At 74.8% G+C, this 14,183-nt stretch carries 15 protein-coding genes; 6 read left to right on the top strand and 9 right to left on the bottom strand.

The window, feature by feature from the left end:
• Positions 1-202: 202 nt before the first annotated feature.
• The 5 genes from ACIPYS_RS32925 to ACIPYS_RS32945 all read right to left on the bottom strand — a co-directional run bounded on the left by ACIPYS_RS32925 (position 203) and on the right by ACIPYS_RS32945 (position 5,419).
• Entirely contained in the window at positions 203-1,555 is a 1,353-nt protein-coding gene (locus ACIPYS_RS32925) for a multidrug effflux MFS transporter (protein WP_093859682.1), read from the bottom strand.
• A 217-nt stretch (positions 1,556-1,772) separates the two neighbouring features.
• Positions 1,773-2,252 carry a hypothetical protein gene (locus ACIPYS_RS32930; protein ID WP_093859683.1) on the bottom strand — a complete coding sequence of 160 codons (480 nt, stop codon included), beginning with the start codon at positions 2,250-2,252 and terminating at the stop codon, positions 1,773-1,775.
• 400 nt (positions 2,253-2,652) lie between these two features.
• Entirely contained in the window at positions 2,653-3,531 is an 879-nt protein-coding gene (locus ACIPYS_RS32935) for an alkaline phosphatase family protein (protein WP_173862026.1), read from the bottom strand.
• Positions 3,532-3,708: 177 nt separating this feature from the next.
• Positions 3,709-4,059: a hypothetical protein gene (locus tag ACIPYS_RS32940; RefSeq protein WP_400753273.1), complete on the bottom strand. Its 351-nt coding sequence runs from the start codon at positions 4,057-4,059 to the stop codon at positions 3,709-3,711.
• A 169-nt stretch (positions 4,060-4,228) separates the two neighbouring features.
• On the bottom strand, positions 4,229-5,419 hold the full coding sequence (locus ACIPYS_RS32945) for an acyl-CoA dehydrogenase family protein (protein ID WP_093859684.1): 1,191 nt from the start codon (positions 5,417-5,419) through the stop codon (positions 4,229-4,231).
• 124 nt (positions 5,420-5,543) lie between these two features.
• On the opposite strand from ACIPYS_RS32945, the gene ACIPYS_RS32950 reads away from it, so the two are divergent.
• Entirely contained in the window at positions 5,544-6,116 is a 573-nt protein-coding gene (locus ACIPYS_RS32950) for a GNAT family N-acetyltransferase (protein WP_400753129.1), read from the top strand.
• A 59-nt stretch (positions 6,117-6,175) separates the two neighbouring features.
• On the top strand, positions 6,176-6,511 hold the full coding sequence (locus tag ACIPYS_RS32955) for a hypothetical protein (RefSeq protein WP_159424835.1): 336 nt from the start codon (positions 6,176-6,178) through the stop codon (positions 6,509-6,511).
• Positions 6,512-6,533: 22 nt separating this feature from the next.
• On the opposite strand, the gene ACIPYS_RS32960 is transcribed toward ACIPYS_RS32955, so the two are convergent.
• Positions 6,534-6,842, bottom strand: coding sequence for an AzlD domain-containing protein (locus ACIPYS_RS32960; RefSeq protein WP_360018722.1), 309 nt, complete (start codon positions 6,840-6,842; stop codon positions 6,534-6,536).
• The gene (locus tag ACIPYS_RS32965) at positions 6,842-7,600 is read right to left on the bottom strand and encodes an AzlC family ABC transporter permease (RefSeq protein ID WP_400753134.1); all 759 of its coding nucleotides are present in this window, start codon (positions 7,598-7,600) and stop codon (positions 6,842-6,844) included. Before ACIPYS_RS32965 ends, ACIPYS_RS32960 begins: the two co-directional genes overlap by 1 nt.
• 69 nt (positions 7,601-7,669) lie before the next feature.
• Between ACIPYS_RS32965 and ACIPYS_RS32970 the strand changes: the two genes are divergently transcribed.
• The gene (locus tag ACIPYS_RS32970; protein ID WP_400753137.1) at positions 7,670-8,269 is read left to right on the top strand and encodes a helix-turn-helix domain-containing protein; all 600 of its coding nucleotides are present in this window, start codon (positions 7,670-7,672) and stop codon (positions 8,267-8,269) included.
• 28 nt (positions 8,270-8,297) lie between these two features.
• Here the strand turns inward: ACIPYS_RS32970 and ACIPYS_RS32975 are convergent, their stop codons facing one another.
• Positions 8,298-10,211 carry a cholesterol oxidase substrate-binding domain-containing protein gene (locus tag ACIPYS_RS32975; protein ID WP_400753140.1) on the bottom strand — a complete coding sequence of 638 codons (1,914 nt, stop codon included), beginning with the start codon at positions 10,209-10,211 and terminating at the stop codon, positions 8,298-8,300.
• 190 nt (positions 10,212-10,401) lie between these two features.
• Between ACIPYS_RS32975 and ACIPYS_RS32980 the strand changes: the two genes are divergently transcribed.
• Positions 10,402-11,136, top strand: coding sequence for a carbon-nitrogen hydrolase family protein (locus ACIPYS_RS32980; RefSeq protein ID WP_400753143.1), 735 nt, complete (start codon positions 10,402-10,404; stop codon positions 11,134-11,136).
• Between the two features lie 236 nt (positions 11,137-11,372).
• Positions 11,373-12,764 (top strand): class II fumarate hydratase, encoded by a 1,392-nt coding sequence (locus tag ACIPYS_RS32985; RefSeq protein ID WP_400753276.1) that lies wholly within the window; start codon positions 11,373-11,375, stop codon positions 12,762-12,764.
• 164 nt (positions 12,765-12,928) lie between these two features.
• On the opposite strand, the gene ACIPYS_RS32990 is transcribed toward ACIPYS_RS32985, so the two are convergent.
• A complete protein-coding gene (locus tag ACIPYS_RS32990) occupies positions 12,929-13,399 on the bottom strand; it encodes an SPW repeat protein (RefSeq protein WP_037778888.1) in 471 nt (156 codons plus the stop codon).
• A 201-nt stretch (positions 13,400-13,600) separates the two neighbouring features.
• Here ACIPYS_RS32990 and ACIPYS_RS32995 point away from each other — a divergent pair, with 201 nt between their 5' ends.
• On the top strand, positions 13,601-14,164 hold the full coding sequence (locus tag ACIPYS_RS32995; RefSeq protein ID WP_400753147.1) for a PadR family transcriptional regulator: 564 nt from the start codon (positions 13,601-13,603) through the stop codon (positions 14,162-14,164).
• Positions 14,165-14,183 lie beyond the last annotated feature (19 nt).

The following is a 14,183-nucleotide window of genomic DNA, read 5'->3' on the forward strand; positions in this document are numbered from 1 at the left end:
CAGTGCCGCCGGGCCGCCCTGCGGCGCTGCCGGTCCCGCGGGTCCCCGCGCGCCCCCCCCGGGGCCCCCCCCCCGCCGGGGGGCCCCCCCCCCCGGGGGGGCCCCCCCCCGGCGGACTGCGTCCGGCGGCTTCCGGGGCCGGGAAGCGCCGGCGGGAGCCGCGAACCACCGGGCGGAGGCAGCCGGGAGGCGCCGGACCCGGCTACGCGGCGGCCGGCTCCGCCGCCTCGGCCGGAGCGGTCCGCGCGGGCCGCAGGAGCAGCAGGTAGGACGCGGCGGAGAGCACCGCGCAGCTGAGCACGACGACCGCGAGCAGCACCGCCGACGGGCTGCCGCCCAGGCTGCTGAGCGGGGCGACCACGGCGCCGCAGAGGAAGGTGCCGGTGCCGAGGAGCGCGGAGGCGGAACCGGCGGACTGCGGGGCGACCAGACTCAGCGCGCGGGCGGCCGAGTTCGGCAGGACCATGCCGAGGCTGGCCATCATCACGAACAGCGAGGCGCACACCGCGACCAGCCCGAGGTCCCAGACCGCCGTGACCAGGACCAGGGACACCCCGGCGGCGATCATCACCGCGAGGCCCGTGCGCATCAGCGCCCCCGCGGTGAACCGGGGCGCGAGGACCCGCCCGTTGAGCTGGGTGGCACCGACGATCGCCACCGAGTTGAGCCCGAACAGCAGGCTGTAGGTCTGCGGCGACACGTGGTAGACGTGCTGGAGCACCACCGAGGAGCCGCTGATGTAGCCGAACAGCGCGCCGAAGGCGAAGGTGCTGGTCAGCAGCAGCCCCAGGAACGGCAGGTTGCGCAGCAACCCGCCCATGGTGCGCAGGGTGCTGCTCAGGCCGCCGCCGCGCCGGGCGGAGGCCGGGAGGGTCTCGCGCAGGGCGGCGAAGGCCACCAGGGTGAGGAGGAGGCCGAGGGCGGCCAGGGCGCCGAAGGTGCCGCGCCAGGAGGTGAAGCGCAGCATCTGGGCGCCGAAGAGCGGCGCCAGGATCGGGGCCAGGCCGGATATCAGGGTGATCGAGGCGAGGAAGCGGATCATCGCGACGCCCTCGAAGCGGTCGCGGGCGACGGCCCGGCCGATGACCAGTCCGGCGGCGCCCGCGGCGCCCTGGACGAAGCGTGCCGCGATCAGCACGGTCAGGTCGGGGGCGATCACGCAGACGACGCTGGCGAGGGTGTAGACGACGAGTCCGACGAGCAGGGGCGGACGGCGCCCGAAGCGGTCACTGAGCGGACCGAAGATCAGCTGCCCGGCCGCCACACCGAACATCGAGAAGGTGAGGGTGAGCTGGACGGCGGCCGGTTCGGCCACGAGGTCCTCGGCGATCGCGGGCAGACCGGGCAGGTAGAGGTCGGTGGTGAGGGGGCCGAGAGCGACCAGACCGCCGAGGACGACGATGGCGGCACGGCCGCTCGCACCGGCGGCGGCAGATGCGTCGACGGCGGGTGCATCGGCGGCAGCGGCTTCGCCGGAAGTGGCATCGCCGGGAGTGGCGGGGACGGCGGGGGCGGTCGACGTGTCACCGGCAGAGCCGGCGGTCGGACCAGGCATGGGGCTCCTCTCGGAACGAGCACGGCGATCGTGCTCGCTCCGTCCTACCCCAGTGCCCCGGGCCACCGACAGCCGGGGCGGCCGCCCGGACCATTTCACCGCCGGGTGGACCGGCCGCCCCGACGGCCCGCAAGCGTCCGCGAGCACCCACGAGCACCGGCAAGCACCCGGCGACGCCCGGAGCGGCCGGGCGCGGGCGGCCCCGGGGCCGGGGACGTCAGCGCGCGGGCTTCTCGGCGCGCAGGGCGGCCTGCACCGCGGCGCCGTCCTGCCAGGCGTAGAGCTGGTTGCCGGTCAGGGTGACCTTGTAGTGGCCGCAGGAGCCGGTGACCTTCGAGGTGATCCCCGCCGGGAACCAGCCCGCCTTGAGCGTGACCGGCGCCAGGTGGTTGCCCTTGGTGGGCTCGGTGGTCGTGCAGCCGGCGGGCAGCCGGCCCTCGGGGACGGTGGCGCGCAGCAGCCGGTCGTCGCCGGTGGTGGACATCAGGTAGCGGACCGAGGAGGCGTTGTCGGGCAGCCAGGTCGGCATCGAGCGGCGGTCGGCCTTGGCCTCGCTGCCGCTGGCGTAGCTGGCCTGCTCCTGGTGCCGGCCGTCGTACCACTCGGCGACCCTCGGCCCGACCGCCACGGTGGCGACGGCGGCGGCCATGCCCGTGCCGACCACGCCGATTGCGATCTTGCCCGCGATGCCGTTCATGCCGGTGTGTCCTCTCCTGCGCCCTGCTGCTCAGCGTCCGGTCCCGTGCACCCCGTCGGGGCTGGGGACCGGCTCCCCGTTGTCTTCCATCCTGGTGGGCACCGGGGTGCCGGGGCGTCACCAGGAGGTCTTGATCCACCGCCGTCCTTGGGGGGTACGACCTCCACCTTGAGAGGTACACGGGGCCGACCGGTCTCGGGGTTCACCCCGGACGAGCCTGGCCCGGGACCGGTCGGCGCGCAGCCCGGTCGGGGCCGCCCGGGTGCCCCGACGGCGTGTCGCTCACCCGGTCGCCGGACGGCCCGGCCCGGGCCGGGCGGTCCGGCGTTCCGGTGACGGGTCGGGCGGTGACGGGCCGGTCGGTGGGGGCCGGTCGGTGGGGGCCAGTCGGCGACCGGTGTCAGGCCGCCGCGGTCGCCGGCACGGCGACCGGGAAGGGCCGGCCGTCCAGGGTCCAGTGCGGGTCGATCGGCCGGCCGAGGGCGGCGTAGACCTGGGCCGCGACATCGGGGTGGCGGATCTCCCCGGTGGGCGGGGCGGCGGGGATGCCCGGTCCGGCGCAGGCCACCCAGGCGGTGCGCTCCTCGACGGTCCGCCCGCCGTGGCCGCCGCCGTCGACGTGGCCGTGGTCGGTGACGACGATGACCGTCCAGGCCTCCTCGGCGCGGCCGGGCCGGGCGCGGACCGCGTCCAGGAGCCGGCCGAGACGCTCGTCGGCGGCGCGCATCGAGGCGCGGTACTCCTCGCCGCAGCCGAGGAAGTGGGCGGTCTCGTCGACGGCGCCGAGGTAGACGAAGGAGGCTTCCGGGTCGGCGTGGCGCAGCACGTCCACGGCCTCCCGGGTGACCTCCTCGTCGACGGCCTCCCACGCCTCGGGGGTGTCCTCGGCGGGGGCGACGTAGCAGAGGCGGCCGGGCGCGCGGAACAGCGGTCCGCCGGACTCGCCGATCACCAGCGGGTCCCAGCCGGCCGCGACGAAGGTGCGGCGCCGGTCGCCGCGGGCCAGCCGGGTGGTGAAGTCGGGGAAGACGTCGAGCCGGTTGCCGCCGAGGTGGTTGCCCCAGACGCCGTGCTTGGCGGGCTCCACACCGGTCACGATGGTGGCCCAGCACGGTCCGGACATGGTGGGGGTGGAGTCCGCCACCGTCACGGGCGCCAGGAAGCCGGCCTCGGCGACCTCCGCGAGCCTCGGCATCGGGACCTGGTCCAGCAGGTCGTACCGGACGCCGTCGATCCCGACGACGAGGACCCGGGGGCGCGGCAGCGGCGGTGTGGACATGAGCGGGGCGGTTCCTTTCGCGGTGCGGGTGCCGACCGTGCCCGCACCGGGGCGGGCGGCGGCGACCGGATCATGCTCCACCGCCCGCCGAACCGCGGGGTTGCCTCCCGGCCAACGCCGGATGTCCTGACCGTGTCCGGACGGCGCCGTTCCGCGTCGGCCGGCCCCGGCCGGGGGTCAGCCCTGCGGGCGGAACTCGTGCACGACCTCGATGCGGCCGACGATGTGCCGGTTGAACTCCGCCAGCTCCTCGGCCGGCACCCAGAGCTCCAGGATGGTGCGGCCGCCCGCCCGGCGGACGGGGTAGCGGCTCAGGAACTCGGTCTCCACCTCGAAGCGGGTGACGTAACCGCTCCCGGAGGCGGGCACGTTCCAGTCCCGCGCGATCCGGATCGCGTAGTCCTCGTTCAGCACCGGGTAGAAGATCGGCTGGTCCGGCAGGCGCGGCGGCCAGGCCCGCCAGTCGGCGGCCGCGACCAGGGCCAGCTCCTTCGGGCCGGTGGGACGCCAGAGCGTGGTGGTCGGCACGGCGTGCTGCACGGCGGAGGCGGTCGGGACGGCAACGGTGGTCGCGGTGCTCGGGGGTCGGTTCGTCGGGCCGTTCATGGGCACGAAAATAGCCATGAACGGCCCGGACGGGTACCGGTTTTCGGACGTGCCGGGTCCGCCCGGCGCACCGGGCGCACCGTCCGCCGGGTCAGTGGTACGCGGACTCGCCGGTGATCGCCTCACCGAGGACCAGGGTGTGGATCTCTCCGGTGCCCTCGTAGGTGAGCACCGACTCCAGGTTGTTGGCGTGCCGCAGCACCGGGTACTCGGTGGTGATGCCGTTGGCGCCGAGCACGGTGCGGGCGCTGCGGGCGATCTCCAGCGCGGCCCGGACGTTGTTGAGCTTGCCGAAGCTGACGTGCGCCGGGCGCGCCGCGCCCTCGTCCTTGAGCCGGCCGATCCGCAGGGCGACCAGGTACGCCTTCTCGACCTCCAGCATCATCTCGACCAGCTTCTGCTGGGTGAGCTGGAAGCCGGCGATCGGGCGGCCGAACTGGACCCGGCTCTTCGCGTAGTCGAGGGCGGCGGTGTAGCAGTCGCGGGCTGCGCCGACGGTGCCCCAGAGGATGCCGTAGCGGGCCTCGTTGAGGGAGGACAGCGGTCCGCGCAGTCCGGTGACGCCGGGCAGCACGGCGTCGGCCGGCAGCACCACCTCGTCGAAGGCGAGTTCGCTGGTCACCGAGGCGCGCAGGGACAGCTTGCCGTGCACGTCGGTGACGGTGAAGCCGGGCATGCCGGGTTCGACCAGGAAGCCCCGGACGCCGTCATCGGTCTGCGCCCAGACCACCGCGACGTCGGACAGCGAGCCGTTGGTGATCCACATCTTGGAGCCGGAGAGCACCCAGTCCGCGCCCTCGCCGGCGCCCTTGCGGCGGGCGCGGGTGCGCATGTTGGCGGGGTCGGAGCCGAAGTCCGGTTCGGTGAGGGCGAAGCAGCCGATCAGTTCGCCGGCGGCGAGGCCGGGCAGCCAGCGCTGCTTCTGCTCCTCCGATCCGAACGCGTGGATGGAGCGCATCGCGAGCGAGCCCTGGACGGAGACGAAGCTGCGCAGTCCCGAGTCGGCGGCCTCCAGTTCCATGCAGGCGACCCCGTAGGCGACGGCGGTCGAGCCCGCGCAGCCGTAGCCGTCGAGGTGCATGCCGAGCACGCCGAGGGCGCCGAGTTCGGGGGCGAGTTCGCGGGCGGGGAAGACCCCGCGCTCGAACCAGTCGCCGATGTGCGGGCGGATCCGGTCCTCGGTGAACTTCCGCACGGTGTCGCGGACGAGCCGCTCCTCGTCGGTGAGCAGGTCACCGACGGCGAGCAGGTCGGCGGGGTCGATCCTGGTCGGCTTCGCCATTGAAGCTCCTTGTAGTCTCGGCGGCGCGGACCGGTCGGGGCGTCGGGACCGGTGGCGGCGTTGGGTACCGGCGAGTATTGCGCACCGGCCGCCTCCCGGGACCGTCGGGAACGAGGGAGTGAGCATGTACACAGTCCGGCCGGTGACGGCGGAGGAACTGCTCGGCGCCGCCGAGCGGCTGGGCGGGCTGCTGGCGGACACCGTCGACGGCGGCGCCTCCGTCGGCTTCCTCGCTCCGCTCGACCCCGGCACGGCGGCCGACTGGTGGCGGGCGCTGGCCCCGGACGTCGGGGCGGGGCGGCTGCTGCTCTGGGTCGCGCACCCGGAGGCGGGTACCGGTTCCGGGTCCGGGTCGGGGCGGCGGATCGCGGGCACGGTGCAGCTGCGCCCGGCGTCGACCGCCAACGGCCGGCACCGGGCGGAGGTGGCCAAGTTGATGGTCCACCGGGCGGACCGGGGCCACGGTCTGGCCGGGCGGCTGCTGGCGGCGCTGGAGGAGGAGGCCGTCCGGCGCGGGATCCGGACCCTGGTGCTCGACACCGAGACGGACAGCCCCGCCGAACGGCTGTACGCGGCGGCGGGCTGGACCCGGGTCGGCACGGTGCCGGACTTCGCGACCGACCCGGCGGGGGCGCCGCACGCGACGAGCATCTACTTCAAGGCGCTGCCGGGGGCCGCCGGCGCCCCTGGGCGGTGAACGGTCGCGTCGCTACCATGACCGCTTTCGCACACGGACGAGTGACAGAGGGGTGGACCGTGGGACGTTGGGCCGTGGTGGTCGAGGAGACCGAGGGCATCGGGGAACACCGGATCTGGGGCAGCAAGGTGCTCGCCGAGGTGACCGGCACCCGGGAGGACGCCGTCGCCGAACTGCGGCGGCTCGTCCCCGCCTACGCCCCGCAGCACCCGTTCAACGCCCGGCGGCGCAGGCTGCTGCGGGACGGCGACAGCTACCTGCTGATCCTTCAGGGGAGCATGCGGGACTACCACTGCGTGTTCAAGGTGTGGGAGCTGCTGTGGGACAGCAAGCACCCCGAAGTGCAGCAGGAGCGGCTCGCGGCGGCCGAGGCCCGGGAGGCGGAGGCGGGCTGACGCCCGCGTCCCCCGCGGGGCCTCAGGCGACCCCGCACAGCCGCAGCAGCGCCGTGGTCCCGGCGGCCGCCACCACGACGAGCGGGAAGGGCGCGCGCCGCAGCGCGAGGACACCGGCGACCAGGACGCCGGCCGGCCGGGCCCAGCCCGCGAAGTCGTTGCCCGCGGTGAGTGCGCCGGTCGCGGTCAGGGCGACCAGCAGGACGGCGGCGGCCACGGCGAGCAGGTGGCGCAGCCGGTCCGAGACGGTGAGGCGGCCGCCGAGCAGGGGGCCGGCCAGCCGGAACGCGTAGGTGCCGGCGGCCAGCAGGAGGATGGCGAGCAGGGACATCAGTGGACCTCCTCGGCGAGCGGGCGGGGCTCACCCTCGGCATCGGCGGCATCGGTGTCGCCAGCGGTGTCGCCAGCGGTGTCGCCGGCGCCGTCGGGGCGGCCCGCGAACAGCAGCCCGGCCAGGGCGAGCAGCACCGGCAGGCCTGCCGGGACGAACGGGGTGGCGGCCACGGCGACGGCGGCGCCGGTCAGGGCGGCGGCGCGGGTGCGGCGGTCGGTGAGCGAGGGCAGTACGAGCGCGAGCAGGACGGCGGGGAAGGCCGCGTCCAGTCCGAGCGCGTCGGTGTCGCCGATGAGTCCGCCGGCCAGCGCGCCGACCAGGACGGAGGCGTTCCAGATCACGAAGAGGGCGAGGCCGCACACCCAGTACGCGGCCCGGCGCCGTCGCGGGTCGGCCTGGAGCAGGGTGAAGGCGACCGACTCGTCGGTGAGCAGCTGCGCGCCGAGCAGCCGCCGCCACACCGGGCCGTCGAGGGTGTCCGCGACGGTGAAGCCGAAGGGCAGCAGCCGGGCGTTGAGGACGAGACCGGTGACCACGGCGGCGAGCGCGCCGCCGCCGGAGAGCGCGATGCCGACGGCGGCGAACTGGGAGCCCCCGGCGAAGACGAGGACGGACATGGCGACCGGGACCCAGAGCGGGAGGCCGCCGGAGACGGAGATCGCCCCGAACGAGGCGCCGACCAGGGCGTCCGCGAGGCACACCAGGGCGATGTCGCGGAGCGTGGCACGTTCGAGGGTTCGGAGGAGCGAACGCATGTCCAGTAGAGTGAACCCAAAGGGTGTCGTTCGTCAAGGCGAACGCATGGACCTGTGGAGCGAACGCTGATGAGTGGAAGCAGCAGCGGATCCGGATCCGGATCCACCCCCGGCGTATCCGGGACCGAGCTGATCGGGCTGATCTCGGCGTCGATCCGGCGCGAGCGCGAACGCGCCGGACTCTCGATGGCCGAACTGGCCCGCCGGGCCGGGATCGCCAAGTCGACGCTCTCCCAGCTGGAGTCGGGCGTCGGCAATCCGAGCGTCGAGACGCTGTGGGCGCTCGGCGTCGCGCTGGACGTGCCGTTCAGCCGGCTGGTCGACCCGCCCCGCCCGGTGGTCCGGGTGGTGCGGGCCGGCGAGGGTCCGGTCACCCACTCCGAGCGAGCCGACTACGCCGCGACCCTGCTGGCCTCCTGCCCGCCCCACGCCCGGCGCGACATCTACCGGATCGAGGCCGGGCCGGGCGAGACCCGGGCATCCGACCCGCACATGCCCGGCACGGTCGAGCATGTGCTGCTGGGCACCGGGCGGGCGCTGGTCGGGCCGGCCGAGGCACCCGTCGAGCTCGGCCCGGGCGACTACGTGAGCTACCCGGGCGACGCCCCGCACGTGTTCCGGGCGCTGGCGCCGGGCACCCTCGCGGTGATCGTGATGGAGCACGTCTGAGCGGGGCGCCCCGGCGGGCCGGCGGGTGTCAGAGCTTCAGCAGCCGGTCCAGGAAAGGGTTGCCGAACACCCGGTGCGGGTCGTGGCGGTCCAGGACGGTGACCGCCTCGTCCCAGCCGGCCCCGCCGCCGGCGCGGTGGCTCGCCGGGACGATCCGGTCCAGCATGTCCGCGTCGGCCCAGGCGGCGTCCTCGGTGTAGGCCCAGCCCTTGGACCACTCGACGCGCAGACCGGCCCGGGTGCCGTCGAAGGAGCGCAGCAGGGCCTGTTCGAGGTCCCGGGCGAAGCGGTGCAGCCCGGGCGTGCCGGGGAAGGCGAGCACGTCGAGCCAGACCGCGGTGTCCCACTCGGGCCGGTCGGGGCGCGGGCGCAGCGCGGAGAGCAGCGGCGGCCGGGCGCCGGGCACCCCGGACCAGGCCGGGTCGTCCGTACCGGTCACCCGGATCTCCACCGCGCCGTTCACCGGGAACTCGCCGCGGGACCGGTAGTCGTCGAGCAGCCGCCGGTACTGGTCGGCGAATTCGGCCACCACCCACTGGAGGTCGGCGCGCCGGGCGAGGATCGCGTAGCCGTTCGCGGTGACCCGCAGGGTGGTCGGGCGGACGTACTGGAGCAGGGTGCGGGAGGGGCCCCAGAGGTCGGAGTGCAGGCCGCCGGCCAGCAGGTGGGTGAGCACCTCGCCGGTGAGCAGGTCGCGGATCAGCCCGCCGGAGAGCAGGACGTCGGTGAGGTCGCCGGTGAGTCCGATCTTGGCGATCAGGTACTGGAGCCGGCCGAACAGCGGCGCGGTTCCCCAGGCTCCGGCGAGAAGGTCGCCGGCCAGCCGGGCGACCGGTTCCGGGATCGAGTCCGAGAACGGGTAGTTGTAGGGCTCGTCGACGGCGCGGGAGCCGAGCGGGCGGTCCGGGGCGATGCTCCAGGTCTTCAGCCACGGCCGGTCGGTGTAGGCGAACCAGATCGCCTCGGCCCGGCCGTCGCGGTCGACGAAGTCGGCGAAGGTGCGCGGGCGGGAGAGGCCGCCGAGGCCGGTCGTGGTGCCGGGGCGGGCGAAGAGCTCGGTGGCCGGGACGTCCAGCCGGCTGACGCAGCGCAGCGGGCGGTCGGCGCCGGCCCGGAGCACCACCTCGGTGACGAACGCCCGGCCGAGGTGGACCAGGAAGGCGGCGCTGTCCGCCTCTGACCGGTCGAAGGTCCGCAGGGTGTAGCGGTCGGTGGCCGGGTCGAGGACGACCGCGGTCAGGCTGGTCACCTGGTTACTGACCGAGCCGTAGCCGTGGCCGTCGGCCAGCGCTTCGCCGGCGGCGGGGACGGCGGTGCCGTGGCCGCCGATCGCGAGCACGCCGCCGACGGTGAGTTCGCCGGGGGCGGGGACGGCGGTGAGGCCGAGGCCGCGGTCGGCCAGGTGGGCGAGCAACGCCTCCATGGTGGCGCCGGTCCGGGCGCGGACGGTGGTGGGCGAGTCGGCGGTGATGGCGGTGAGGTGGCGGGTGGTGTCGAGCAGCAGCACTCTGGCCGCCTCGGGGGTCCCGTCGGCGACGGTGAGCGGGGCCCAGGTGTGCCGGTGGCCCTGGGCGCGCAGGCGCCAGCCGTGGGCGCGGGCCCAGTCGGCGAGCGCCGGGACCTCTTCGGGCGTGCGCGGGGCGCAGGTCCAGAGCTGGTCGGTGCCGATCTCGCCGGACCAGTTCCGGTAGACGCGCTGGAACACTTCGGTCCCGGCGGGCAGTCCGGGCGGTGCGGGGGCGGCGGCCCGGGCGCTGTCCGGTCCGACGGTGCCGCTGACCAGCCAGCCGGTGGTGCCGAGCGCCGCGGAGAGGCCGAGGAGGCGGCGCCGGCTGAGGCCGCCCTCCTCCGGCTCCCCGGCCGCCGGGCCGGTGGCGGCGCCTCCGGCCGGGTCCTGTCCGTGGTGGTGCCGGTGGTGCTGGTGGTCCGGTGCTGCCGTCATGCCCGCCCCTGTGTCCGGTGGACTTTCGTCCGCTCGCTCCCCCGATTCCGGGTGAGCGTACGAAGCAGTCGCGCGGGTGCCCCGATCCGGCTCATGATCTTCACTCGAAGGTATGAACCTTGCCGGATTTCCCGGTGGGCTCATAGGTTGATCGTGATTCTCGTCCCCGATCTGCTCCGGAGGCCCCACCGTGTCCGCGCCCGTGCCCGCGCCCCTGACCGTCGCCGTCGCCCAGCCCGCCTGCGCCGAACCGGGTCGGCCCGACACGGTCGCGGTCAACGTCGAGCGCCACGCCGCCGCCGTCCGGGAGGCCGCCGCGGCCCGGCTGGTGGTCTTCCCCGAGCTCTCCCTCACCGGCTACGACCTGGCCGCGCCCTCGGTCGACCCGTCCGACGAGCGCCTCGCGCCGCTGGTCGCCGCCTGCGCCGAGACCGGTGCCACCGCGCTGGTCGGCGCGCCGGTGACCGACCCCGACGGCCGCGACTTCATCGCCACCCTCGCCGTCACCGGCGGGGGCGCCACGATCGCCTGCCGCAAGATGAACCTCTGGGGGAACGAGCCCGAGCGCTTCGTCGCCGCCGAACGGCCCGCCCTGCTGGAACTGGACGGCCGGCGGCTGGGCCTGGCGATCTGCGCCGACGCCGCGAACCCCGCGCACGCCGAGCTGCTGGCCGGTCTCGGCGCCGAGGTGTACGTCGCCTCCACCCTGTACGGCGCGGGCCCGGAGGCGCTGGCCACCAAGGCGGCCCGCTACCCGGCCCGGGCGGCGGACAACGGCGTCTGGGTGGTGCTGTCGACCACCGCCGGCCCGAGCGGCGAGTTCGCCGCCAGCTCCGGCGGCTCGGGCGTGTGGGCCCCGGACGGCGGCGAGGTCGTCAAGGCCGGCACCGGGACCGGCGAGATCGTGACCGCCGTCCTGGGCTAGCCGGCGACGTCGGGCGGTCGCGGCGGTCGGGCAGCCGCGCAGTCACGGCGGTCGGACAGTCACGGCGGTCGGGCGGTCGGGCACGATGTCGTACCCGCGCACCGGCCGGAAATACCCCGGGCCGACGCGCGGCTGTGGTCAGCGGAAAGCCGAACCCGGCCGGAGCGGGGACCCTGGATCCGCAGGGGTCCCCGGCCCCCGGTCCGACCGGGACCGTTCAGGAGGTGCAGCGCACGATGGGTGACGAGCAGTACCGGATCGAGCACGACTCGATGGGCGAGGTACGGGTGCCGGCCGCGGCGAAGTGGCAGGCGCAGACGCAGCGCGCGGTGGAGAACTTCCCGGTGTCCGGCCAGCGCCTGGAGCCGGCCCACATCGCCGCGCTGGCGCGGATCAAGGCCGCCGCCGCGCGGGTCAACGCCAGGCTGGGCGTCCTGGACGAGGAGACCGCCGGGGCGATCGTGTCCGCCGCCGAGGAGGTCGCGGCGGGCCGGTGGGACGCGGAGTTCCCGGTCGACGTGTTCCAGACCGGCTCGGGCACCTCCTCCAACATGAACGCCAACGAGGTGATCGCCACCCTGGCCGGCGAGCGCCTCGGCCGGCCGGTCCACCCCAACGACCACGTCAACGCCAGCCAGTCGTCCAACGACGTGTTCCCGTCCTCGATCCACATCGCCGCCACCGCCGCCGTCAGCCACGACCTGATCCCCGCCCTGGAGCACCTGGCCGAGGCGCTGGAGCGCAAGGCGGCGGAGTTCGCGGGCGTGGTCAAGGCGGGCCGGACGCATCTGATGGACGCCACCCCGGTCACCCTGGGGCAGGAGTTCGGCGGTTACGCGGCGCAGGTCCGGCACGGGCGGGAGCGGCTGCTGGCCACCCTGCCCCGGGTCGCCGAACTGCCGCTCGGCGGCACCGCGGTGGGCACCGGCATCAACACCCCGCCCGGTTTCGCGGCGGCGGTGATCGAGGAGGTCGCGCGCGCCACCGACCTGCCGCTGACCGAGGCCCGGGACCACTTCGAGGCGCAGGGCGCGCGGGACGGCCTGGTCGAACTCAGCGGCCAGCTGCGCACCGTGGCGGTCGGCTTCACGAAGATCGCGAACGATCTGCGCTGGATGGGCTCGGGCCCGCGCACCGGCCTCGGCGAGCTCAACCTCCCCGACCTCCAGCCCGGCTCCTCGATCATGCCCGGCAAGGTGAACCCGGTACTGCCGGAGGTGGTGCTGATGGTCTCCGCCCAGGTGATCGGCAACGACGCCACCGTGACGGTGGCCGGGGCGAGCGGGAACTTCGAGCTCAACGTGATGCTGCCGGTGATCGCCCGCAACGTCCTGGAGTCGGTCCGGCTGCTCGCCAACAGCGCGCGGCTGCTCGCCGACCGGGCCGTGGACGGCATCACCGCCAACGTCGAGCGGGCCCGGGAGTACGCGGAGTCCTCGCCCTCGGTGGTCACGCCGCTGAACCGCTACATCGGCTACGAGGAGGCGGCGAAGGTCGCCAAGCAGGCACTGGCGGAGCGGAAGACGATCCGCCAGGTGGTCCTGGAGCGCGGGTACGTCGAGCAGGGACGGCTCACGGTCGGGCAGCTGGACGAGGCCCTGGACGTGCTGCGGATGACCCGGCCGTAACCCCCGGGGGACGGCGCGAGCCGTCCCGGTCGGCACACGCTCCCGGACGGCAGGCCCAGCGGACGGGCAGGCACCCCGGACGGCAGGCCCCGGGCGGCACGCGCCCGGGGCGCGGACGGCGGCCTCGCCGTTCCGCGCCCCGGGTTCCGGGCTTCCGTCGGACGTCAGCCCTTGGCTCGGCCGGCCCGGCCGAGCCGCATCGCGGCTCCGTTCGACGTCATGGTGGCCATCGAGATGGCGGCGAGCCCCAGCAGGAACATCACGCCACCTGCGATCATGCAGGTCACGATGTTCTTGCCCCGGTTCACCTCACCCGAGACGACCCAGGGGGAGACGAACGTCCACGCGCCGAGCAGGGTCGCGGCCCAGGCCCGTGCGTGCGTGCGCTCGTACGCCGAGCCGTAGCCGGCCATCAGCACGCAGTAGGCGATGCCGACGATCAGGCAGGTGACGGTCAGCGTGCTGAAGGCGGTGAAGCCGACGATCCATGGCGAGGCCGCCAGGAACAGACCGGCCAGGACGGCCAGGGCCTCGACGGCCTGGGCCCGTGGGGTCAGAGTGACCCGCTCGTAGTGCTCCCGGAGTTCGACGATGTCCGGATGGTGCTCCATGCCCATCGGGATCTGGGTAGACACCGATACCACCTCCTACGTGCGGAACATGGGGGCGCAAGCCCAGTACCATTCTGGCGCCGTTGGACCGTTTTGCACCTTTTCGCCGGGGAAGCTACCCTGCCCGCCCGCCGGTCCGCCCCCTCCGCCCGACCGGGTGACCTCCGTCTCAACCCCGCCCGCGGCCATTGCGTATGCAACTCGTTGCATAGCAGGATGCCGCTCATGGCACTGGAGCACGCGATCCTCGTCTCGCTGCTGGAACGACCCGGTTCCGGCTACGAGCTGGCCCGGCGCTTCGACCGGTCCATCGGCCGCTTCTGGACCGCCACCCACCAGCAGATCTACCGGGTGCTGCGGCGGATGGAGACGGACGGCTGGGTCTCGGTCGAGGAGGTCCCGCAGGACGGGCGGCCGGACAAGAAGGTGTACTCGGCGGCCGCGCCCGGCCGGACCGCGCTCGCCGCCTGGCTGCGCGAGCCCGTCGAGGCCGAGACGGTCCGCCACGAGCTCGCCGTGCGGATCCGCGCGGCGGCCTTCGACGACCCCGCCGCCCTGATCCCCGAGGTCGAACGGCACCGGGACGGCCACGCCGCCCTGCTCGCCCACTACCTCCACGGCGAGGGGCGCGACTTCCCCGAACCGGACACGCTCGACGCCCGGCAGCGGCTCCAGCACGTGGTGCTGCGCGGCGGCATCGAGTACGAGCGGATGACGCTGGCCTGGCTGGACGACGTCCTCGCCACCCTGCGCGAGCTGGCCGCCGAGGCCGCCGGCCCCGCCGACTGACCCTCCGTGCTCCTCGTCC

Source organism: Kitasatospora sp. NPDC089913 (assembly GCF_044748625.1).
GTDB lineage: Bacteria > Actinomycetota > Actinomycetes > Streptomycetales > Streptomycetaceae > Kitasatospora.